Annotated in this window: 16 protein-coding genes; 6 read left to right on the top strand and 10 right to left on the bottom strand. The window is 74.3% G+C overall.

Annotated elements, in window-relative coordinates; translation table 11 throughout:
* The first annotated feature begins 115 nt into the window (after positions 1-115).
* Positions 116-934, top strand: coding sequence for a DUF742 domain-containing protein (locus CNX65_RS08625; protein WP_157767551.1), 819 nt, complete (start codon positions 116-118; stop codon positions 932-934).
* Here the strand turns inward: CNX65_RS08625 and mug are convergent.
* The 3 genes from mug to CNX65_RS35195 all read right to left on the bottom strand — a co-directional run bounded on the left by mug (position 872) and on the right by CNX65_RS35195 (position 3,217).
* The gene (mug, locus tag CNX65_RS08620; RefSeq protein WP_309142043.1) at positions 872-1,573 is read right to left on the bottom strand and encodes a G/U mismatch-specific DNA glycosylase; all 702 of its coding nucleotides are present in this window, start codon (positions 1,571-1,573) and stop codon (positions 872-874) included. The two genes, CNX65_RS08625 and mug, sit on opposite strands and share 63 nt — an antisense overlap.
* Before the next feature lie 49 nt (positions 1,574-1,622).
* Positions 1,623-2,246, bottom strand: a complete 624-nt coding sequence (locus CNX65_RS08615) for a copper resistance CopC family protein (RefSeq protein WP_096492290.1) — start codon at positions 2,244-2,246, stop codon at positions 1,623-1,625.
* 311 nt (positions 2,247-2,557) lie between these two features.
* Positions 2,558-3,217 carry a hypothetical protein gene (locus CNX65_RS35195; protein WP_177154634.1) on the bottom strand — a complete coding sequence of 220 codons (660 nt, stop codon included), beginning with the start codon at positions 3,215-3,217 and terminating at the stop codon, positions 2,558-2,560.
* A gap of 213 nt (positions 3,218-3,430) precedes the next feature.
* On the opposite strand from CNX65_RS35195, the gene CNX65_RS08600 reads away from it, so the two are divergent.
* From CNX65_RS08600 to CNX65_RS08585, 4 genes are all read left to right on the top strand, one after another.
* Positions 3,431-4,162 (top strand): response regulator transcription factor, encoded by a 732-nt coding sequence (locus CNX65_RS08600; RefSeq protein WP_177154633.1) that lies wholly within the window; start codon positions 3,431-3,433, stop codon positions 4,160-4,162.
* Positions 4,140-5,624, top strand: a complete 1,485-nt coding sequence (locus tag CNX65_RS08595) for a sensor histidine kinase (protein WP_096492286.1) — start codon at positions 4,140-4,142, stop codon at positions 5,622-5,624. The genes CNX65_RS08600 and CNX65_RS08595 overlap by 23 nt, the downstream gene beginning before the upstream one ends.
* Positions 5,625-5,742: 118 nt before the next feature.
* Positions 5,743-7,665 carry an ArnT family glycosyltransferase gene (locus tag CNX65_RS08590; protein WP_096492285.1) on the top strand — a complete coding sequence of 641 codons (1,923 nt, stop codon included), beginning with the start codon at positions 5,743-5,745 and terminating at the stop codon, positions 7,663-7,665.
* Between the two features lie 38 nt (positions 7,666-7,703).
* Positions 7,704-8,972: a bifunctional glycosyltransferase family 2/GtrA family protein gene (locus CNX65_RS08585; protein WP_096492284.1), complete on the top strand. Its 1,269-nt coding sequence runs from the start codon at positions 7,704-7,706 to the stop codon at positions 8,970-8,972.
* A gap of 703 nt (positions 8,973-9,675) precedes the next feature.
* On the opposite strand, the gene CNX65_RS08580 is transcribed toward CNX65_RS08585, so the two are convergent.
* The 5 genes from CNX65_RS08580 to CNX65_RS08560 form a co-directional block, all read right to left on the bottom strand.
* Positions 9,676-10,863 carry a hypothetical protein gene (locus tag CNX65_RS08580; protein WP_373565544.1) on the bottom strand — a complete coding sequence of 396 codons (1,188 nt, stop codon included), beginning with the start codon at positions 10,861-10,863 and terminating at the stop codon, positions 9,676-9,678.
* Positions 10,864-11,351: 488 nt separating this feature from the next.
* The gene (aspS, locus tag CNX65_RS08575) at positions 11,352-13,130 is read right to left on the bottom strand and encodes an aspartate--tRNA ligase (RefSeq protein WP_096492282.1); all 1,779 of its coding nucleotides are present in this window, start codon (positions 13,128-13,130) and stop codon (positions 11,352-11,354) included.
* Between the two features lie 162 nt (positions 13,131-13,292).
* Positions 13,293-14,486: a S8 family peptidase gene (locus CNX65_RS08570; protein WP_096492281.1), complete on the bottom strand. Its 1,194-nt coding sequence runs from the start codon at positions 14,484-14,486 to the stop codon at positions 13,293-13,295.
* Positions 14,487-14,752: 266 nt separating this feature from the next.
* The gene (locus CNX65_RS08565) at positions 14,753-15,898 is read right to left on the bottom strand and encodes a S8 family peptidase (protein WP_096492280.1); all 1,146 of its coding nucleotides are present in this window, start codon (positions 15,896-15,898) and stop codon (positions 14,753-14,755) included.
* Between the two features lie 34 nt (positions 15,899-15,932).
* Entirely contained in the window at positions 15,933-17,135 is a 1,203-nt protein-coding gene (locus tag CNX65_RS08560) for a S8 family peptidase (protein WP_096492279.1), read from the bottom strand.
* A gap of 358 nt (positions 17,136-17,493) precedes the next feature.
* Between CNX65_RS08560 and CNX65_RS08555 the strand changes: the two genes are divergently transcribed.
* Complete coding sequence (locus CNX65_RS08555; protein WP_015800552.1) at positions 17,494-18,462, top strand: hypothetical protein; 969 nt, start codon at positions 17,494-17,496, stop codon at positions 18,460-18,462.
* Between the two features lie 40 nt (positions 18,463-18,502).
* Here the strand turns inward: CNX65_RS08555 and CNX65_RS08550 are convergent, their stop codons facing one another.
* Positions 18,503-19,663, bottom strand: coding sequence for an acyl-CoA dehydrogenase family protein (locus CNX65_RS08550; protein ID WP_096492278.1), 1,161 nt, complete (start codon positions 19,661-19,663; stop codon positions 18,503-18,505).
* On the bottom strand, positions 19,660-21,627 hold the full coding sequence (locus tag CNX65_RS08545; RefSeq protein WP_096497686.1) for an ATP-binding protein: 1,968 nt from the start codon (positions 21,625-21,627) through the stop codon (positions 19,660-19,662). Before CNX65_RS08545 ends, CNX65_RS08550 begins: the two co-directional genes overlap by 4 nt.

Genomic DNA, 21,627 nt, shown 5'->3' with positions numbered 1-21,627 from the left:
CCCATCCTCCCCCACCGTGCTCGCGCCGCCTCCCGCGCGGGTCGGTAACGAGGAATCCACGAGGTCGAAACGCGGCCGTCACGGGCCGTGCGTGGTTCGGATTACCTTCACCCAGGTGAGCACAGCCAGCTCGGATCGTGGTCCGGAGGGCGGTCGCAAGCGCCGTCGCTCGTTGCGCGGTGGTGGGGTGGGCTCCACGGGGGCCCGCTTCGGGTCCGCCGCGCTGCAGCGCGAACTGGAGGAGGACGGGCTCCCCGAGGACGACCCGGCCCCGCCCAAGCGCAGGCGGCGCTCGCTGCGCGGCGGGGGCGTGGGGAGCACCGGGGCGCGGTTCGGGTCGGCCTCGTTGCGGCGGAGCCTGGACGTGGACCCCGGCGAGGACGCCGCGGCGGTGGTGGCCGCCCCCGACGAGGGGGAGCGCACCGCGCCGTTCGAGGTGCCGCCCGCCGAGGAGTTACCCGAGCCCCGCGAGTCGGACTGGGGCTTGCCCGAGGTGCCGCTGTCCCGGACGTCCCCGGACGACCGGTGGGCGGCGGGCGACCGGTGGGCCGGGTCGCTGCCGGTGTCCGGTTCGGGGTCCGCTCCCCCGGTGGACGAGCCGGGGGCGGACGGGGGTTCGCTGGTGCGGCCGTACGCGCGGACCGGCGGGCGCACCTCGGTCCGGCACGACCTGCGCCTGGAGACCCTGGTCTCCGCGGCGAACCCGCTGCTCGCGGCGGGGGTGGAGCAGCGCGCGATCGTGGAGCTGTGCACCGCGCCCCGGTCGGTGGCCGAGGTGTCCGCGCTGCTGTCGGTGCCACTGGGCGTGGCCAGGGTGCTGATCAGTGACTTGATCGAGTTAGGCGCGGTGACCACGCACGAGGGAACGGGGTCACCGTCCGGGGTCGACCTGGCCCTGATGGAGCGGGTGCTCAGCGGGTTGCGGAAGCTCTGAGCGGAAGTCCCGGAAGATCGCGACGAGGTCGTCCAGCCGGTACCCGGCGTTGAGGCCGCTCGGGTTCGGCAGCACCCACAGCGGCGCGCAGGCGAGCGCGACGTCCTGCGGCCCGACGACGGCGCGCGGACGCCGGAAGGCCACCCGGTAGGCGCTCACCCCGACGACCGCGACCGCACCGGGCCGGTGCCGCTCGACGAGCCCGGTGAGACGCCCGGCCCCCGCGACCAGCTCGGCGGCCCCCAGCTCGGCGGCCCGCGCGGTGGGACGCGCGACGAGGTTCGTGAGCCCGATGCCGAACACGGGCAGCAGCGCCTGCTCGGAGGGCGCGAGCAGGCGAGGGGTGAACCCGGCGAGGTGCAGCACGCGCCAGAACCGGTTGCCGGGCCCCGCGTAGTGGTGCCCGGTGACGGCGGACCGCCCACCGGGGTTGATGCCGCACAGCAGCGCGGACAGACCGGGGGCGAGGAGGTCCGGCAGCGGACCGGGATCGGGGGCGGGCTCGGCGGCGGGGCCGGAAGCGGCATCACGCGCGGAGGCGGAGGCGGAAGCGGAGGGATCGGGGCCGGAAGCGGCGTCACGCGCGGGGCGGGGGGCGCTCCCCTCGGGCGGGGTTCGCCCCGACGGGGTTCCGGTCATGCGGGGCACGCTAGCCGGCCCGCCCGGCACCGGCCCACCCGGCTCGGCTTCACCCTCGCTTGCGGGGTTTCGCCTGGTTGTCGTCGCGGCCACGCAGCACCGCGACCAGCGCGAACCCGAGCACGATCACCGCGCCCACCCCGATCCACAGCCAGGCGGGCATGTCCTCGTTCTCGTCGCCCGCCCGGTTGTCGACCGTGCTGCCGGTGGTCGGGCTCTCGCCGGTCGAGAACAGGGTCGGGGCGGCGGTCTGCTGCTCTCCGGGGCTGTTGGGCTCGCCCGCGCCGGTCTGGCCGTCGTCGCCGAGGTCCAGGCGGAAGGAGAGCTTCCCGGTGGCGTCGTGGCCGTCCTCGGAGCGCACGCGCCAGGACGCGGTGGTGACGCCTGCCCGCGCGGTGGCCGGGTCGAGCTGGACCACGAGCGAGTTGCCGTTGACCAGCACGGAACGCGGCTGCCACGCCTTGCCGTCCTGGCCGGTGACGCCCACCTCCGAGCTCTCGGCGGGCACGGGTTCGCTGAACACGAGCGTGATCCGGTCGGGCGCGGCGGTCAGCACGGCGCCCGAGGCCGGGTCGCTGGAGACCAGCTCGGCGTGCGCGGACGCGGGCGCGGGAACCGCTGCGCCCAGCACGACCAGGCAGGCCAGGAGCGCCGGGATGACCAGACGGGGCATCCGCCAGTTCTACCGCGCCCGCGCGAGGGCCGCCCGTCGCGCGGACGGCCGCGCGGAGCGGGCCGCAGGGCCGTGACCAGCGACGGGACCGGTAAGCGCGCGAGCGGAGAACCAGCCGACCGGCGACACGCGCGCGACGCGGCGCGGGCAGCCGACGGGCGCGGGCAGCCGACGCCCCGGCGGTCCACCCGCCGGACCAGGGCGCCCGGCCCCACCGGGCACCCGCGCCCGGCGGGCACGAGCGGTCGCGCCCGGCCACCGCCTGCCGCGGGACGCGACCGGTGGCGGCGCGCTCCCGGACCGGGTTCCGGCTAGCGCGAGGGCGGGGTCATGCCCTGCCCGTCTCCCTGCTGCCCGTTGCCCTGCTGCCCGTTGCCCTGCTGCCCACCGGGGAACTGCCCCTGCCCGCCGCCGTCCTGCCCGCCGGGGAACCCGCTCTGCCCGCCCCGCTCCGTGATCGCGTCCGCCGTCGACCTCCCGTCGCTCCCGGCCGTGGACACCACGGTCACGCTGTCCCCCACCGCGAGGTCGTCCAGCCCCGAGCCGCCGCCGTCCTGGTTCCGCGCCCCCGACCCGGCCGACAGCACCCTGAACACCGTGTCCGCGTCCACCACGTAGGTCTTCGCGTACCCGTCCGCGCTCGTGACCGAGATGCTCCCGTCCCCCACCTCGGTGACCTCGCCGACCTGGAACTCCCCGTGCTCGCTGTCCCCGAACGGGGACGCGGCGGACAGGCCGCCGCCGTCGCCGCCCACCATCCCCGGCATCCCCATCCCCCGGCCGCCCATGGCGTTCTGCCCCGACGACTCGCTCCCGCTCGCCGCGTAGATGACGCCCCCGCCCACGGCGGCGATGCCCACGGCGATCGCGACGGCCGCGAGGGTCTTGCGCCCGGTCCACGGCGGACCGGCGGGGGTCTGGCCCGGCTGCGGCTCCTCGCCCCAGGTCGGGTTCTCGGTGTTGGTCGTCATGGCGGCAAAGGTGGCGGCTGCGCCTGTGCGCGAGCTGTGCGCGCTGTGGGTGCCGCCTGTGCGTCTGGCGGGCGACCCCGGACGGGTGAGCCCCGCACCCCCGACCACCCGCGGCGACGTTGCTCCGCGCGGGCGAGCCTGCCGCACAGCTGCTACACAGGACCGTCACAGGAGCGCCTCAAGCGGGTCGCCGATGATCGGAGGGTGCGCCCAGTGACACCAGGGAACAGCTCCCCCGAACTCCGCCGCCCCGACGGCAGCCCCGTGCGGGTGCTGGTCGTCGACGACGAGTCCACGTTGGCCGAGCTCATGACGATGGCCCTGCGGATGGAGAAGTGGGAGGTGCGCACCGCGCTGGACGGCACGTCCGCCGTGCGGGTGGCGCGCGAGTTCCGCCCCGACGCCGTGGTGCTGGACGTCATGCTGCCCGACTTCGACGGTCTGGAGGTGCTGCGCCGGATGCGCACCGAGGCGCCGACGCTGCCGGTGCTGTTCCTGACGGCGAAGGACGCCGTCGAGGACCGCATCGCCGGGTTGACGGCGGGCGGCGACGACTACGTGACGAAGCCGTTCAGCCTGGAGGAGGTCGTGCTGCGGCTGCGCGCGCTGCTGCGCCGCACGGGCGTGACCGAGTCGGGCGCGGGCACCGAGCTGGTGGTCGGCGACCTGGTGCTGGACGAGGAGACCCGCGAGGTGCGGCGCGGTGACGACCAGGTGGAGCTGACCGCGACCGAGTTCGAGCTGCTGCGGTTCCTGATGCGCAACCCCAAGCGGGTGCTGAGCAAGGCGCAGATCCTGGACCGGGTGTGGAGCTACGACTTCGGGGGGCAGGCGAACATCGTGGAGCTGTACATCTCGTACCTGCGCAAGAAGATCGACGCCGGGCGCGCGCCGATGATCCACACGATGCGGGGCGCGGGCTATGTCCTCAAGCCCGCCCCGTGACACCCGCTGGCGCACCCCGGCCCGCTGGCCGCTGCGCGCCAGGCTGATCGCCGAGCAGGTCGTCCTGCTGTCCCTGGTGTGCGTGATCATCGGGGTGGTGACCGGGTTCGCGCTGCGGGACTTCCTGGTGCAGCGCCTCGACCAGCAGCTCACCCAGACGGCGGGCCGGGCCGGTTTCGGGCCGGGCCGCGACGATCCGGTGTTCATGGCGGACCCCCCGTCGCGCAGCGGCGAGCACGTGCTCAACGGGCCGGGCTTCGGCCCCGGCACGCTGGTGTTCGAGACGCTGGGCGGGACCGTCGAGGCCAACCGGGTGGACACCGCGGGAGCCCTGGAGACCATCACCGACCAGACGGCGCTCACCGCGCTCTCGTCCGTGCCCGCCGACGGCCGGACCAGGACCGTGGAGCTGGGCGCGCTGGGCGGCTACCGGGTGGTGTCGGTGCAGTTCCGCACCGGGACCGTGGTGACCGGGCTGCCGCTGTCCGAGGTGAACAGCACCGTCCTGCGGATGGGCCTGATCCTGGGCGGGGTGGCGCTGGGCGGTCTGATCACCGTCGGGCTGGCGGGCGCGCTGATCATCCGGCGCACCCTGGAGCCCCTCGAACGGGTCGCCGCCACGGCGGGCCGGGTGGCCGAGCTGCCGCTGCACGAGGGCGAGGTGGCGCTGGCCGAGCGGGTGCCCGCCGCCGACGCGACCCCGGACACCGAGGTCGGGCAGGTCGGGCTGGCGCTGAACCGGATGCTCGGGCACGTCGGGGAGGCGCTGTCGGCGCGGCACGCGAGCGAGACGCGGGTGCGGCAGTTCGTCGCGGACGCCTCGCACGAGCTGCGCACGCCGCTGGCCGCGATCCGGGGCTACGCGGAGCTGACCAGGCGCAGCCGGGACTCGGTGTCGCCGGAGATCGCGCACGCGATGGGCCGGGTCGAGTCCGAGGCGGTGCGGATGACCTCGCTGGTGGAGGACCTGCTGCTGCTGGCCAGGTTGGACGCGGGCCGCCCGCTGGAGCTGGGCGAGGTGGACCTGTCGCGGCTGGTCGTGGACAGCGTCAGCGACGCGCGCATCGCGGGCCGCGAGCACGACTGGCGGCTGGCGCTGCCCCCGGAGGCGGTGACCGTGCGCGGTGACGCCGACCGGTTGCGCCAGGTGCTGGCGAACCTGCTGTCCAACGCCAGGACGCACACCCCGCCGGGCACGACGGTGACGACGGCGCTGAACCCCGGACGCGCGGGCCGGGTCGAGCTGGTGGTCGAGGACGACGGCCCCGGCATCCCGGAGGCGCTGCAGCCGGAGGTGTTCGAGCGGTTCGCGCGCGGCGACAGCTCGCGCTCCCGCGCGGCGGGCAGCACGGGCCTCGGCCTGTCGATCGTGGCGGCCGTGGTGTCCGCGCACGGCGGCTCGGTCCGGGTGGACAGCAGGCCGGGCGCGACCCGGTTCACGGTGTCGCTGCCCGCGGGCTGAGACCGGGCCCCGCGCCGGTCGGGCCCCGCGCTGGCCGGGCCCCGCGCCGGCCGGCCCGCACAGCCGCAGCACAGGGTTCGCACAAGGCCCGCTCAGTCCGCGCCGACAAGCTCGGACCATGCGCAGCACGCGGGCCGCGATCAGGCCACACCTCCCGCTCCTGGTGCTCCTCCTGGGCACAGCGGTCCTCTACCTCCACCGGCTCGGCGACTCCGGGTGGGCCAACGCCTACTACTCCGCCGCCGCCCAGGCCGGGGCCACGAGCTGGAAGGCCTGGTTCTTCGGGTCGTCCGACGCCTCCAACGCGATCACCGTCGACAAGACCCCGGCGAGCCTGTGGTTCACGGGCCTGTCCGCGCGGCTGTTCGGGGTCAGCCCGTGGTCGATCCTGGCGCCGCAGGCGTTGATGGGCGTGGGCAGCGTGTGGTTGCTGCACGCGACGGTCAAGCGCACCAGCGGCGAGGCAGCCGGGCTCCTCGCGGGCGCGGTGCTGGCGCTCACGCCGGTCGCGGTGCTCATGTTCCGGTTCAACAACCCGGACGCGCTGCTCGTGCTCACGCTGGTCGCCGCCGCCTACTGCACCGTGCGCGCCACCGAGTCGGCGAGCTGGCGGTGGCTGGCGCTGGCGGGCGTCGCGGTGGGGTTCGGGTTCCTGGCCAAGATGCTCCAGGCGTTCCTCGTGCTCCCCGCGCTCGGCCTGGTGCACCTGCTCGCCGCCCCGACCACGTGGGGCCGCAAGGCGCTGCACCTGATCGGCGCGCTCGGCGCGGTGGTGGTGGCGGGCGGCTGGTGGGTGCTGGCCGTGGAGCTGGTGCCCGCGTCCGAGCGGCCGTACATCGGCGGGTCGCAGGGCAACAGCGTGCTGGAGCTCGCGCTCGGCTACAACGGGTTGGGCAGGCTCACCGGCGACGAGGTCGGCAGCGTCGGCGGCGGCGCGGGCGGCGGGTGGGGCGGCACCGGGTGGGCCCGGCTGCTCGGGTCGGAGATGGGCGGTCAGATCGCCTGGCTGCTGCCGACCGCCGTCATCCTGCTGATCGCGGGCTGGTGGGCCGGGACCCGCAGCGACCGGGTCGGGTTGGGGCTGTGGGGCGGCTGGCTGCTGGTCACCGGCGGGGTGTTCAGCTTCATGAACGGCATCATCCACGCCTACTACACGGTCGCGCTGGCCCCGGCGATCGGCGGGCTGGTCGGCACGGGCGCGGTGGCGCTGTGGCGCAGGCGCGAGGACCCGGTGGCCGCCGCCGCGCTGTCCGGGGCGGTCGCGGTGACCGCGCTGCAGTGCTACCTGCTGCTGCTCGACTGGTCGTCGCCGCTGGCGATCGCCGTGCTGGTGCTGGGGCTCGTCGCGGCGATCGGGCTGTTCCTGCCGCGTGTCGCCCCGGTGGTCGTGGTGGTGCCGGTGGCGCTGGTCGCGGTGCTGCTCGGGCCGGGCGCGTACTCGGTCGCCACGGCCGCGACCCCGCACTCCGGCGCGATCCCCTCGGCGGGACCGGCGGGCGCCGGGATGGGCGGGATGCCCGGCGGTGGTGGACCGGGCGGGGGCTTCGGCGGTCAGGGCGACGGCGGCAGGGGCGCCCGGCAGGGCACGACCGGCGGGCAGGGCAACCAGGGCAACGCGGGCCAGGGTGACGGGGGCGCCCGGCAGGGCGGCACGGGCACGGGCGGCGGCATGGGCGGTCTGCTCAACGCGCCCACCCCCGGCGCCGGGGTGACGGCGCTGCTCCAGGAGGACGCCGCGAGCTACGACTGGCCCGCCGCCGTCATCGGCTCCAACAACGCCGCCGGCTACCAGCTCGCCGCAGGCGTCCCGGTCATGGCACTGGGCGGCTTCAACGGCACCGACCCGGCCCCCACCCTGGAGCAGTTCCAGCAGCACGTGGCGGACGGCCGGGTGCACTACCTGATCGCCGCGCAGATGATGCAGGGCGAGTCCGGCAGCGACGACGCGCACCGCATCGGCGAGTGGGTCGCCGCGAACTTCACCGCCACCACCGTCGACGGCGCCACCGTCTACGACCTCACAGCGCGGGCACAGCCGTGACCAACCCGCCGCCCAGCCACGGGCCCGACAGTGGTCCCATGACCCTCCCGACCCCACCGGCGCCCCTCGCGCGCACCGGCACGACCGTGCTCGACGTCGTCGTCCCGGTCTACAACGAGGAGCGCGGCCTCGCCTCCTCGGTGCGCGTGCTGCACGCCAACCTGACCGCCCGGTTCCCGCACAGCTTCCGCATCACGATCGCCGACAACGCCAGCACCGACGCCACCGCCCAGGTCGCGGACCGGTTGGCGCTGGAGTTCGACGAGGTGGTGGCCGTGCACCTGCCGCAGAAGGGGCGAGGCCGGGCGCTGAGCGCGGTCTGGCTGGCCTCGGACGCGCAGGTGCTGGCGTACATGGACGTCGACCTGTCCACGGACCTGGCCGCGCTGCCCCCGCTGGTCGCGCCGCTGATCTCCGGGCACTCGGACATCGCGATCGGCAGCAGGCTGGCGCGCGGGGCCCGCGTGGTGCGCGGACCGAGGCGCGAGTTCATCTCCCGCTGCTACAACCTGATCCTGCGGGCCTCGCTGTCCGCCGGGTTCACCGACGCGCAGTGCGGGTTCAAGGCGATCCGGGCGGACGTGGCGCGCCGCGTCCTGCCGCACGTGCGCGACACCGGCTGGTTCTTCGACACCGAGCTGCTGGTGCTGGCCGAGCGGGCGGGCGCGCGCATCCACGAGGTGCCGGTGGACTGGGTGGACGACCCGGACAGCCGCGTCGACGTCGTCGCGACCGCGCTGGCCGACCTGCGGGGCGTGGCCAGGCTCGGCAAGGGCCTGCTGAGCGGCAGGCTGCCGATCGCGCAGCTGAGCGCCCAGCTCGGCCGCGCGCCGCTGGAGCCCGCGACTCCGGGCGTCCCGCCGGGGTTGTTGCGGCAGCTGGTGCGGTTCGCGGTGGTGGGGGCGGTGAGCACGCTGGCGTACCTGCTGCTGTTCGCGCTGCTGCGGGACGGGATCGGCGCGCAGTGGGCGAACCTGGTGGCGCTGCTGGTGACGGCGGTCGCGAACACCTCGGTGAACCGCCGCTTCACGTTCGGCGTGCGCGGCAGGCGCGGCGCGGGGCGGCACCAGCTGGAGGGGCTGCTGGTGTTCGCGCTGGGTCTGGCGCTCACCAGCGGCGCGCTGGCGCTCGCGCACGGGGTGACCGATCCGAGCGGGCACGCGGAGCTGGTCGCGGTCGTGGGCGGCAACCTGCTGGCGACCGTCGCGCGGTTCCTGCTGCTGCGCAACTGGGTCTTCCGGGGGAACGGGAGGAAAACCGGGAACGCCGAGCAACCTCGGGCAGGGGTTGGCGCGTCCTGGTTGTGAGTGATCACCCCCGTCCTGACGGGAGACGGGGCGCGGGGTGGTGGCGGCAACGGCGTCGGCCCCGGTGGCCGGAGCGCGCGGGCTTTCGCAGGGACCGCAGCGAACCACACCGGGGCCGGGGCCACTTCATCGGTCAAGAACCGTTGGAGGGCGAGGACCGGTGAGGAGCAAGCGCTTTCTCCGCCAGGAGCGGTGGTCGTGTTCGGGAAACGCGGCCACCGCTTCGCCATTTTCCAGGTGCGGTGGGAAGAACGGGGACGGCGCGGGCGGTGGAGGCACGGGCGGTGGAGGCGCGGGCCGCCGACTCGCAGCGGCCGGAGCAGGCGAGGTGGTGGACACCAGGGGCCGGAGCAGTTGCCCGGACCTGTGGTCGCCGCGTCCCGCTATTCGCGGACAGGTGCGGTGGGAAGAACGGGGACGGCGCGGGCGGTGGAGGCACGGGCGGTGGAGGCGCGGGCCGCCGACTCGCAGCGGCCGGAGCAGGCGAGGTGGTGGACACCAGGGGCCGGAGCAGTTGCCCGGACCTGTGGTCGCCGCGTCCCGCTATTCGCGGACAGGTGCGGTGGGAAGAACGGGGACGGCGCGGGCGGTGGAGGCACGGGCGGTGGAGGCACGGGCCGCCGACTCGCAGCGGCCGGAGCAGGCGGGGCGGTGGACACCAGGGGCCGGAGCAGTTGCCCGGACCTGTGGTCGCCGCGTCCCGCTATTCGCGGAACGCGGGGTACAGCTCCAGCTCCAGCGCCGAACTGCCGTGCCGCGCGACCAGCGCCTCCACGATCTCCTCCGCGAACGCCGCCACGTGCTTCACCCCGAGCCCCAGCGCCTCGGTGCGCAGCCGGACCCACCGGGAGGTGAGGATCTGGACGCGCGGCGGCACGTCCAGCCGCTTGCCGTGCCCGTTCTGGCCCGCGCCCTCCAGCGCGGGCAGCCCGCGCCAGGTACCCAGCCACAGCCACAGCAGCTGCGCCTCCAGCAGCCTGGGCAGGAACACGTCGTCGTCGTCCAGGTCCGGCCACACCGAGGACACCTCGGCCCGCCACGCCGCCAGCATCGCCTCGGACATGCCGGGCGGCAGGCCGTAGGCGCACCAGCAGGACGGGAACGGCACGCGCAGGCAGGCGGCGTCGAACACGACGTCGCGCACGCACCCGCCCTCGAAGTCCAGGAACCGCACGCCGCGCCCGGTGACCAGGTGGTTGTCCGGGCAGGACGTGGACGGGCTGAACGCGCGGTGCCGCGAGGTGCCGAAGCCGCGCACCGCGTGGTCGGCGAACTCCAGCACGGACGTCGGCGTGTCCACGCCCAGCACCTCGCGCAGCAGGTCCGGCAGCCCGGCCAGGGCGACGTGCAGGTCGACCGCGACCGGGTCGGCGCAGCACTGGCTGCCCTGCCTGCGCATGAGCGCGTCGAAGTCGGCGTCGCGGCCCGCCGTGGTGGCGTGCAGCCTGCCCATGGCGTGCGCCCAGGACAGCAGGCCGCGCTCGGCGACGCGCGCGTCGGGGCCCAGCAGCTTCTCGGCCAGGCGCGGGGCCTTGCCCAGGTCCTCCAGCACCACCAGGCGCTTGCGCGTGTCCTGCGCGAACAGCTCCGGGGTGGCCCGCTCCTCGGCGGGCAGCGCGGTGAGCAGCTTGTGGCTGGCGGCCTCGTGCGCGAACGGGTCGCGATCGGCCACCTGCTCGGGGTACCGCTTCACCACGAGGGTGCGCGGCAGCGAGAAGGGAGTGGACGCGACCCTGACCCTGGCCACGGTGGACCGGCCGGCGCCACCGAGGTTCTCGGGGTCGGCGAGCGTGACGCGGGCGCCGAAGCGACCGCTGAGCACGGTCTCCGCGGCGCGGACCGCGTCGAGCAGTCCAGGTTCGACGTCCACAGGGCTAGCGGTGGTCTCCACGCTCATCCCCTCCGACCCTACCCCTGCTGAGCGCAGTGCCGACGATGTGACAAAACACGTTCGGGCACCGTGACGGTAGTGCGCGTCCCGCACCGGGGCCACCACTCGTTGATAACGGAATCCCGAACGCGGTGCCACCTCCTGAGCCCCGGTTCCCAGAGCCCGGGCGGGATTGTGGGGTCGCCGGGCCCAGGAAGGCACGCACAGCAACCGGTTCCGCACGCAGCGCGCACCCCGGTGACCACACGCGACGCGGCGCACCCCGGTTCCCGCAACGGTTCCGCGAGGCGCCGGAACCGGCGCGCGGCGGATCCGCCGGGCGTCCGAACGCTGGGCGCACGACCGACGGCGGGGCGTGACAGGTGACACCCGGCAGGTTCTGTCAGCCCACTGGAACGCGCGAACCCCGAAACGCGCAACCCCCCGAAACGCGCGAAGCGCCACCCCGGCGTGGGGGTGGCGCTCCGGCGGTCGTTCCGGTCCCGCGATCAGGCCTGCTTGGGCGCGGCGGGCTTCGCGTCGACGCCCGCCTCCTTGCGCTGCTGCGGGGTGATCGGCGCGGGCGCGGCGGTCAGCGGGTCGTAGCCGCCGCCGCTCTTCGGGAACGCGATGACCTCGCGGATCGAGTCGGCCCCGGACAGCAGCATGGTGATGCGGTCCCAGCCGAACGCGATGCCGCCGTGCGGCGGGGCGCCGAACTTGAAGGCGTCGAGCAGGAAGCCGAACTTCTCCTGCGCCTCCTCCTCGCCGATGCCCATGACGTTGAACGCCCGCTGCTGCACGTCGGCGCGGTGGATACGGATCGACCCGCCGCCGATCTCGTTGCCGTTGCAGACGATGTCGTAGGCGTAGGCCAGCGCGTTGCCGGGGTCTTCCTCGAAGCGGTCGATCCACTCCGGGGTGGGCGAGGTGAACGCGTGGTGCAGCGCGGTCCACTTGCCGCTGCCGACCGCGACGTCGTCGCCGATCTTGTCGACGGCCTCGAACATCGGGAAGTCCACGACCCACACGAAGGACCAGGAGCCCTCCTCGATCAGGCCGACCCGGTTCGCGATCTCCACGCGGGCCGCGCCGAGCAGGGCGCGCGCGCCGTCCACGTCGCCCGCGCCGAAGAACACGCAGTCACCGGGGTTCGCGCCCACGGCCTTGGCCAGCCCGTCGCGCTCGGCGTCGGTGAGGTTCTTGGCGACCGGGCCGCCGAGCGTGCCGTCCTCGCCCACCAGCACGTAGGCCAGGCCCTTCGCGCCGCGCTGCTTGGCCCACTCCTGCCAGGCGTCGAGCGTGCGGCGCGGCTGGGAGGCGCCGCCGGGCATGACGACCGCGCCCACGTACGGGGCCTGGAACACCCGGAAGGGGGTGTCCTTGAAGTACTCGGTCAGCTCGGTGAGCTCCAGGCCGAAGCGCAGGTCCGGCTTGTCCGAGCCGTACTTGGCCATCGCCTCGGCGTACGAGATGCGGCGGAACGGCTGCGCGACCTCGTGGTCGCCCAGCTCCTTCCACAGCGCGGTGATGATCTTCTCGCCGAGGGCGATGACGTCGTCCTGCTCGACGAAGCTCATCTCGATGTCGAGCTGGGTGAACTCCGGCTGCCGGTCGGCGCGGAAGTCCTCGTCCCGGTAGCAGCGGGCGATCTGGTAGTACCGCTCCAGGCCGCCGACCATGAGCAGCTGCTTGAACAGCTGCGGCGACTGCGGCAGCGCGTACCAGGAGCCGGGGCGCAGGCGCGCGGGCACCAGGAAGTCGCGGGCGCCCTCGGGGGTGGAGCGGGTCAGGGTCGGGGTCTCGACCTCGACGAACTTCTCCGAGTGCAGCACCTCGCGGGCGATCCGGTTGGCCTCGCTGCGCAGCCGCATGGCCTTGGCCGGGCCGGAGCGGCGCAGGTCGAGGTAGCGGTGGCGCAGCCGCGCCTCCTCGCCGACCTCCAGGTGCTCGTCGAGCTGGAACGGCAGCGGGGCCGACTCGTTGAGGACCTCGAACTCGGAGGCGTAGACCTCGATCGCGCCGGTCGGCAGGTCGGGGTTCTCGCTGCCCTCGGGGCGGCGGGAGACCTCGCCGACGACCTTGAGCACGAACTCCGAGCGGAGCCGGTGGGCGCGCTCGGCCATCTCGCCCTCGCGGAAGACCACCTGCGCGACACCGGAGGCGTCGCGGAAGTCGATGAAGATCACGCCGCCGTGATCGCGCCTGCGGGCCACCCACCCGGTCAGGGTGACGGACTGCCCGGCGTGCTCGGCGCGGAGCGTCCCGGCCTCGTGCGTGCGCATCACGGGTACTGCTCTCCTCGTGGTAGATCGCGTTTGCTGTGGTCGCCAAGGCTAGTCATCGGCGGACGTCGACGCGAACCACATCCCCCTTGACACCCGCGCGGCCACCGGACGCGGCCGAGGCCGCCCCCGTTCGGGGACGGCCTCGGTGCGATCGGTGGGTCGTCAGGCGCTCGGCGGCAGGTACAGCAGGCGGTTCGGCGAGCCGGAACCGGGGCTGGTGACCTTGTTGGCGGTCGCCGTGCTGGTCAGGTAGCTGGCCACCTGCGCGGGGGTCGCCGACGGGTTGGTCGACAGGTAGCGCGCCGCGGCGCCCGCGACGTGCGGGGTCGCCATCGAGGTGCCGGAGATGGTGTTGGTCGCGGTGTTGGAGGTGTTCCACGCCGAGGTGATGGAGCTGCCGGGCGCGAAGATGTCCAGGACGGACCCGTAGTTGGAGTACGACGCGCGGGCGTCGGTGCTGGTGGTCGCGCCGACCGTGATGGCCGAGGCCACGCGGGCGGGCGAGTACGACGAGGCGTTGGCGTTGCTGTTGCCCGCCGCGATCGCGTAGGTGACGCCGGAGCTGATGGACGAGGCCACCGCGTTGTCCAGCGCGGTGGACGCGCCGCCGCCGAGGCTCATGTTGGCGACGGCGGGCTTGACCGCGTTGTTGGTCACCCAGTTGATGCCCGCGACGACGCCTGCGGTGGTGCCGGAGCCCGCGTTGTCGAGCACGCGCACGGCCACGATCTTGGCGGCCTTGGCGACGCCGTAGGAGGCGCTGGAGACGTTGGCGGCGACGTGCGTGCCGTGGCCGTTGCCGTCCTGGGCGACGGTGTCGCCGTCGACCGCGTCGTAGCCGTTGACGGCGGTGCCGCCGAAGGCGTTGTGCGCGATGCGGACGCCGGTGTCGATGATGTAGGCGCTCACGCCGGAGCCGGTGGAGGTGTAGCTGTACGAGGAGTTGAGCGGCAGCGACACCTGGTCGATGCGGTCGAGGCCCCACGACGGCGGGTTGGCCTGGGTGGCCTGGATGCTGAAGACCTGGTCCTGCTCGACGTACTCGACCGACGGGTCGGCGGCGAGGCGCTTGGCGGCGGACTCGTCCAGCGAGACGGCGAAGCTGTTGACGCTGCTGTAGGTGTGCGTCACCTTGCCGCCGAAGCGGGAGGTCAGCTTGGAGGTCAGGGCGTCGGCCGAGGAGGTCGCGGCGTAGCCGTCCTTGAGCTTCACGATGAAGCTGTTCTGGACCTTCTTCTCGGCGTCGGCCGAGAGGATCTCACCGGTGGCGGCGCTGGCCGGGGTGGCCATGACGCCCATGAGCAGCGCGGCGGTTCCGACGCCGGCCAGGTACCGGTGGTGTCGAGACTCCAACATGCGGTGTCCGTTTCTCGAATGGGTGGAACCACACGACGAACCGGTGCTTTGCAGGGACCGGTTGTCACGCAGTGCCACCTTGCCCTCGCTTACGGTTATCGACTCTAGGAAGAAAGTACGTCCGCCCGGAAGAGTGAAAGATTGCCAGTTGTCGGGGGGTTAATAAGTGCTTTGACCTGGTCTTTCTCACATGCCGAGGCATCTGCTAACGGGTGGTGAACAGCCGTTGCGCGATCCTGGGCAACGGCTGTCCACCCCCCTATCGGTCAGAGTTGCGGCGGCCAGTGGAGCAGCTTTCCGCCCCACGGCTGGGGCGTCGCCCAGGAGACGATCGCCCCGTGCACCTGGGCGGGCGTGGCGGTCGGGTTGGCGTGCAGGTAGCGGTTGGCCACGCCGGTCACCTGGGCGGTGGACATGGACGTGCCGCTGAGGGTGTTGGTGGCGGTGTCGCTGGTGTGCCAGGCCGAGGTGATCGACTGGCCGGGCGCGTAGACGTCCACGATCGAGCCGTAGTTGGAGTACGGGGCGCGGGCGTCGGTGTTCGTGGTCGCGCCGGAGGTGATGGCGGCGGCCACGCGGGCGGGCGAGTGGTTCGCGGCGTCGCCGCCGCTGCCGCCTGCGGTGACCGAGGCGGTGACGCCGGAGGTGATCAGGGCCTGGACGGCGTTGTCGAGCGCGGCGGAGGCGGCGCCGCCGAGGCTGAAGTTGGCGGTGGCGGGCTTGACCGCGTTGAGCCGGATCCAGTTGACCGCCTGCACGACCCCGGCGGTGGTGCCGGAGCCGGTGGCGTCGAACACCCGCACGGGGCAGATGCTGGCGCTCTTGGCGACGCCGTAGGTGCTGCCCGCGATGAGCCCGGCGACGTGCGTGCCGTGGCCGTTGAGGTCCTGGGCGACCTCGTCGTTCTCGACCACGTCCCAGCCCGCGCAGATCCGGCCGCCGAACTGCTGGTGGGTGATCCGCACGCCGGTGTCCACGACGTAGGCGCGGGTGCCCTGGCCGGTGGTGGTGTAGCCGTACTGGGCGTTCAGCGGCAGGGCGACCTGGTCGAGCCGGTCGAGGTGCCACGGCGGGTTGGTCTGGACCGCGTACGGCCGGATGACCTGGTCCTGCTCGACGAGCTCGACGTCGGGGTGCGCGGCCAGGCGTCTGGCCTGGCGGTCGGTGAGGCGGGCGGTGAAGCCGTGGAACGCGCCTTCGAGCGCGCGCTCGGCCCGCACGCCGGGGGCGCGGACGCCGGAGCCGTCGAAGTCGGCGGCGGAGGCGGTGGGCTTGAGCTGGACGATGAAGCTGCCGGGGACCGCGTCGGGGGAGGCGGCGGAGAGCACCCGGCCTTCCTCGGCTGACGCGGGCGTGGCGAGCGCGACGACCGCGAGGGCGGCGGCGAGCAGGGGGACGGGGGTGCGGGACACGGGGTTCACCTCGTTCTCGATCGGGGGACGGGGGTCAGAGGGTCGGGGGGCAGTGCAGGAGCCGGTTGGGCGAGCCGGTTCCCGGCGCGGCGACGATGCCGGGGGTGGCGTGGGAGATCAGGGCCGCCTGCACCTGGGCGGGCGTGGCGGTCGGGTTGGCCTGGAGGTGGCGGGCGACGCAGCCGACCACGTGCGGGGTGGCCACCGAGGTGCCGCCGCGGGTGACGGGGGTGGAGCCGAGTCCCGTCGAGGTGATGGCGCTGCCGGGCGCGAACAGGTCGAGGACCGCGCCGTAGTTCGAGAACGAGGTGCGGGCATCGGTGCTGGTGGTCGCGCCGACCGTGATCGCCGAGGCCACGCGGGCGGGCGAGTGCGACGCGGCGTTGGCGTTGCTGTCGCCCGCCGGGACGCCGACGGTCAGGCCCTGGCTGGTGGAGGCCACGACCGCGTTGTCCAGCGCGGTGGAGGCGACCCCGCCCAGCCCGAGGTTGACCGCGGCGGGGCGGGCCCGGCCGTTGCCGACGTAGTGGTTGACGGTCCAGTTGATGCCCGCGATGACACCGGCGGTGGTGCCGGAGCCCGCGTTGTCGAGCACCCGCACCGCGATGATCCTGGCCTGCTTGGCGACGCCGTGGATCGTCCCGGCGATGATCCCGGCGGTGTGCGTGCCGCTGCCGGTGCTGTCCTGGGCGGTGTTGTCGTTCTCGACCGCGTCGTAGCCGTCGACCGCCCGGCCGCCGAACTCGGGGTGGGCGACCCGCACGCCGCTGTCGATCACGTAGACGTCGACCCCGAGGCCGGTGCTGGTGTACGTGTACGAGTTGTCCAGCGGCAGGTAGCGCTGGTCGATCCGATCCAGGCCCCAGGACGGGACAGGGCTCTGGGTGGTGGCGGCGGCGGTGAACCGCTGGTCCTGCTCCACGAGCGCGACCGCCGGGTCGGCGGCGAGCCTGCGGGCGGCGGCCGGGGTCAGGTGCGCGGAGAAGCCGCGCGGGGCCGCGCTGTAGACCCGGTCGGCGCGCCCGCCGTAGCGGGCCGCCAGTGCGCGGGCCGAGGCGGTGACGTCCTGGGCCGACAGCTCGGGGTCCTTGAGCTGCACGACGTAGCTTCCGGGCACGGCGAGCGCCGAGCCCTCGGCGAGCACGGTCCCGGTGGGGGCCGCCTGGGCGGGTGGAGCGGTCAGCGCCAGCCCGACGGTGACCGCCGCCACACCGGCGGCGAGGGTGTTCTTGCGCATGGCAGGTGGTCCTGTCGTTCGCAGGGAGGCGGCGGAACGGACCCCGCGTGCGGCTTGAGGGGTGGAGCCCGACCGACCGCGCGGGGTGTGCGTCCGATCACCCCGCGTCACCGACAGTAGGTGCGTTTCCCCTGGTCGGGAAGCGGCCGGACGCCCCAGCGGCAGTGCTGCGGGCGGAGTGGAACAGGGCCTTCACACGACCTCTGTTAATGAGAATTCAAACGTCCGCGGCGCGTGCTATTTGCCCCGCCGATACGGTTCAATTCACACCGGGAAACCCGATCGGCTGTACCGATCGGACGTTTTAGCACGATACCGTCACTCGCCTTGTCTTGTTCGCGCGAGCACGGGAGTGGAGATGTCTGCGCAAGTCGTCGGCCGGGAATCACCGGTGGGTGATCCGGGCAGGATCGGCGGGGGCGGCGACCCGTTCGCCTGCGCATTGCGGACGGCTATCCGCGCCAAAGGGCTGAGCCTGGAACGCATCCAGCACCGGCTGCGCGGCCGGGGCAGCACCGTGAGCATCGCGGCGCTGAGCTACTGGCAGTCCGGTCGGCGCAGACCGGAGCGGCCGGACTCGCTGACCGCCCTGGCGCACCTGGAGGAGATCCTCGACCTCGGCGAGGGCGCCCTGCGGTCCCTGCTGGGCCCGCCCCGCCCCAGGGGCAAGGCGCGACCGAGGCCGGTGCCCGCGTCCAGCCCGCTGGGCTGGGTGGCGGACGCGTCCGCGTCCGAGCCGATGGCCGAGCTGCTGGCCGACGTGGACACCAGCTCCGACCACGACCTGACCCGGTTGAGCCTGCGCGACCAGGTCGAACTGGCCATGGACGGCAGCACCCGCCGGGTGCGGTCGCGGCAGGTCCTGCGGGCCGAGCGCGGTGGCGTCGACCGGGTCCTGCTCGGCTACGACACCCGCCTCCCCGGCGACCCGCTGCCGGTCATCGGCACGCTGCGGGGCTGCTCGCTGGGCCGGGTGGCCACCGACCCGCGCAACGGGCTGATGATCGCCGAACTGCTGTTCGACCGGCCGCTGCGGCGCGGCGAGCGCACCGCCGTGGAGTACGAGCTGATCTACGTGGCCCCGCACCACCCCACGTTCGACAACACGCACACCCGGCGGTTCCGGCACACGGTCAAGGAGTACGTGCTGGAGGTGCGCTACGACTCGCGCTGCCGCCCCGCGCGGTGCGAACAATTCACCTCCGGTTTGACCGACGTCGAACCCGCCGAAGTGCGGGAAACTCCGGTCGACGCGTGGGGCTATGCCTACGCGGTGGCGGTGGACTTCGGTCCCGGAGTGGTGGGCTTGCGCTGGGAATGGGCGTGAGCAGTTCCACACCAATCTGCACCTGGCAAACGCAACTCGGTCAATAGGAGCGCGGCAACCGGAGCGTGCGCTGCGCCACGAAGTTCAGGATCATTTCCCGGCTGACCGGCGCGATTCGGGACAACCGGGACGCGGTGAGCAGGGCGCCCAGCCCGTGCTCGGCGGACAGCCCGTTGCCCCCGTGCACCTGGATGGCCTGGTCCACCGCCGCGGCGACCGCCTCGCCCGCCGCGTACTTGGCCATGTTCGCCGATTCACCCGCCTCCCGGTCCCGCCCGGCGTCGTAGAGCGCCGCGGCCTTCTGGGTCATCAGCCTGGCCAGCTCCACCTGCACCGCCACCTGGGCGAGCGGGTGGGCCAGCCCCTGGTGGGCGCCGATGGGGACGTCCCAGACGGTGCGGGTGCGGGCGTAGTCGGCGGCCTTGGCGATGGCGCGGCGGGCGACGCCGGTCGCGTAGGAGGCGGCCATGATCCGCTCCGGGTTGAGGCCTGCGAACAGCTGGTCGAGCCCGGCGGACGGGTCGCCGACGAGGGCGTCGGCGGGGAGGCGGACCTCGTCGAAGAAGCAGGTGAACTGCTTCTCCGGCGAGACCAGCTCCATCGCGATCTCGTGCCGGGTGAAGCCGGGCGCGTCGGTGGGCACGACCACCAGCGACGGGGCCAGGCGCTGCCCGGAGGCGTCGACGTGGCGGGCGACGACGAGCACGGCGTCGGCCTCGTCGACGGCGGAGATGTAGTGCTTGCTCCCGGTGAGCAGCCAGTCGTCGCCGTCGCGGCGGATCGTGGTGGTCAGGCGGTGCGCGTTGGAGCCCGCGTCGGGTTCGGTGATGGCGAAGGCCATCTTCGTGGTCCCGTCGGCGAAACCGGGCAGCCAGCGGGCCTTCTGGGCGTCGGCGCCGAACCGGGTGATCACGGTGGCGCAGATGGCCGGGGACACCACGAGCAGCAGCATCGGGCACCCGGCGGCGGCCAGCTCCTCGCAGACGGCGGCCAGGTCGCCGATGCCGCCGCCCCCGCCGCCGTGCTCCTCGGGCACGGCGACGCCGAGGTAGCCGAGCTTCCCGGCCTCGGCCCACAGCTCGTGCGTCTTGCCGCCGGAGCGGGCCTTGTCGAGGAAGTACCGCTCGCCGTAGCGGGAGGCGAGCGCGGCGACGGCGGCGCGCAGGTCGGCGCGCTCGGGGGGTTCGGTGAACGCGGTCACGGCTGCTCCTCGGGGTCGGCGGGAGTGGCGGGGTCTGCCGGGTCGGCGGTTCCGGCTGGTCCGGCGGGGTCGAGCACCACGAGCACGTCGCCCTCGGCGACCGACCGCCCCTGCGCGACGGGCACGGCGGTGACCACGCCCGCCAGCTCGGCGCGCACCCGGTGCTCGACCTTCATGGCCTCCAGCACCAGCAGCAGCTCGCCCTCGGCGACGGTCGCGCCCTCCGCCACCTCGACGCGCACGACCACGCCGGGCATGGGCGCGGTGGTGGTCCCCCTCGGCGCGCGGCGCTCAGGGGCGGGGTGCCGGGGCAGCGGGGTGAGCGTGACCGGGCCGACCTCCACCCGGTCGCCGGGACCGGGCTCGCCGGACGGGTCGGGCGGCGGGTAGTGGGTGACCGGCCAGGCCGTCTCGACGCCGCCGCGCCGCAGCCGCACCACGTCCGGCCCGACCGCGACGACCTCCACGTCCAGGCTCGTGGCGATCCCGTCGCGGGTGCGCAGGTAGTCGACCTCGACCCGCTCGCCCCGGTGCTCGAAGGCGACCCGGACCGGCTGGGACGGCAGGTTGCGCCACCCGGCGGGCAGCGCGCGGGCGCGGTGGGCGGACCGGGCGAGCGCGGCGGCCAGCGCGGCGTGCCGCACGTCCACCGGCCGCGTCCCGAGCAGGTCGGCGCGGTGCTGCTCCAGGAACCCGGTGTGCGTGTCGCCCCGGCCGAACGCCGGGTGCCGCAGCACCGCCACGAGCAGGTCGCGGTTGGTGGCGACGCCGTGCAGCTCGGCCCGCTCCAGCGCGGCGGCGAGCTTGCGCACGGCGGCGGCGCGGGTGGGCCCGTGCGCGATCACCTTGGCGAGCAGCGGGTCGTAGCGCACGCCCACCGCGCTGCCCGCCTCCACGCCGCTGTCGACCCGCACGTCGCCGGGCACGTGGAACCGGCGCACCACCCCGTGCGCGGGCCGCCAGCCGCGCTCCGGGTCCTCCGCGCACAGCCTGGCCTCGATCGCGTGCCCGGACGGCGCGGGCGGCGCGTCGGGCAGCCCGGCGCCCTCGGCGATGGCGAGCTGCCAGGCCACCAGGTCGACGCCCCAGGTCAGCTCGGTCACCGGGTGCTCGACCTGCAACCGGGTGTTGACCTCCAGGAAGTGGAACGCGCCCGAGTCGTCGAGCAGGAACTCGACGGTGCCCGCGCCGGTGTAGCCGATGGCGCGGGCGGCCCTGACCGCCGCCGCGCACAGCCGCTCCCGCAGTTCCGGCCCGACCGCCGGGCTGGGCGTCTCCTCCACGAGCTTCTGGTGGCGGCGCTGGATCGAGCACTCCCGCTCCCCCAGCGCCCACACCGCGCCGCGCCGGTCGGCGAGGACCTGCACCTCCACGTGCCGCGCGCCCTCCAGCAGCGGCTCGCAGAACACCGTCCCGTCGCCGAACGCGGACGCGGCCTCGCGCCGGGCGGCGTCGACCTGCCCGGCCAGCTCGGCGGCCTCGCGCACCACCCGCATCCCGCGCCCGCCGCCGCCCGCCGACGCCTTGACCAGCAGCGGGAAGCGGTCGACGGTGGCCGGGTCCAGGTCGGGCAGCACCGGAACGCCCGCCTGGCGCATCACCTGCTTGGCCTTGACCTTGTCGCCCATCGCGGCGATCACCTCGGGGTCGGGCCCGACCCAGGTCAGCCCGGCGTCCAGCACGGCGCGCGCGAAGGCGGCGTTCTCGGACAGGAACCCGTAACCGGGGTGCACCGCGTCCGCCCCGCTGGCCAGCGCCGCCGCGACGAGCAGGTCGGCGCGCAGGTAGGTGTCGGCGGGGTGCTCGCCGGGCAGCCGCACCGAGGCGTCGGCCTCGCGCACGTGCGGCTCACCGGCGTCCGGGTCCGCGTGCACGGCCACCGGGGAGACGCCCGCCTCGCGGCAGGCCCGGATCACCCTGCGGGCGATCTCACCCCGGTTGGCCACCAGCAGTCTGCCGATCAT

It is taken from the genome of Actinosynnema pretiosum, assembly GCF_002354875.1.
GTDB classification, from domain to species: Bacteria; Actinomycetota; Actinomycetes; order Mycobacteriales; family Pseudonocardiaceae; genus Actinosynnema; species Actinosynnema auranticum.
This window is presented reverse-complemented; position numbering and strand designations above follow the sequence as displayed.

Bases quoted from the DNA above. Each gene is read 5' to 3' on its own strand.
- mug (WP_309142043.1), bottom strand. From the start codon at position 1,573: ATGACCGGAACCCCGTCGGGGCGAACCCCGCCCGAGGGGAGCGCCCCC.
- CNX65_RS08615 (WP_096492290.1), bottom strand. From the start codon at position 2,246: ATGCCCCGTCTGGTCATCCCGGCGCTCCTGGCCTGCCTGGTCGTGCTG.
- CNX65_RS08555 (WP_015800552.1), top strand. From the start codon at position 17,494: ATGTCTGCGCAAGTCGTCGGCCGGGAATCACCGGTGGGTGATCCGGGC.
- CNX65_RS08595 (WP_096492286.1), top strand. From the start codon at position 4,140: ATGTCCTCAAGCCCGCCCCGTGACACCCGCTGGCGCACCCCGGCCCGC.
- CNX65_RS08590 (WP_096492285.1), top strand. From the start codon at position 5,743: ATGCGCAGCACGCGGGCCGCGATCAGGCCACACCTCCCGCTCCTGGTG.
- CNX65_RS08570 (WP_096492281.1), bottom strand. From the start codon at position 14,486: ATGTTGGAGTCTCGACACCACCGGTACCTGGCCGGCGTCGGAACCGCC.
- CNX65_RS08560 (WP_096492279.1), bottom strand. From the start codon at position 17,135: ATGCGCAAGAACACCCTCGCCGCCGGTGTGGCGGCGGTCACCGTCGGG.
- CNX65_RS08545 (WP_096497686.1), bottom strand. From the start codon at position 21,627: ATGATCGGCAGACTGCTGGTGGCCAACCGGGGTGAGATCGCCCGCAGG.
- CNX65_RS08585 (WP_096492284.1), top strand. From the start codon at position 7,704: ATGACCCTCCCGACCCCACCGGCGCCCCTCGCGCGCACCGGCACGACC.
- CNX65_RS35195 (WP_177154634.1), bottom strand. From the start codon at position 3,217: ATGACGACCAACACCGAGAACCCGACCTGGGGCGAGGAGCCGCAGCCG.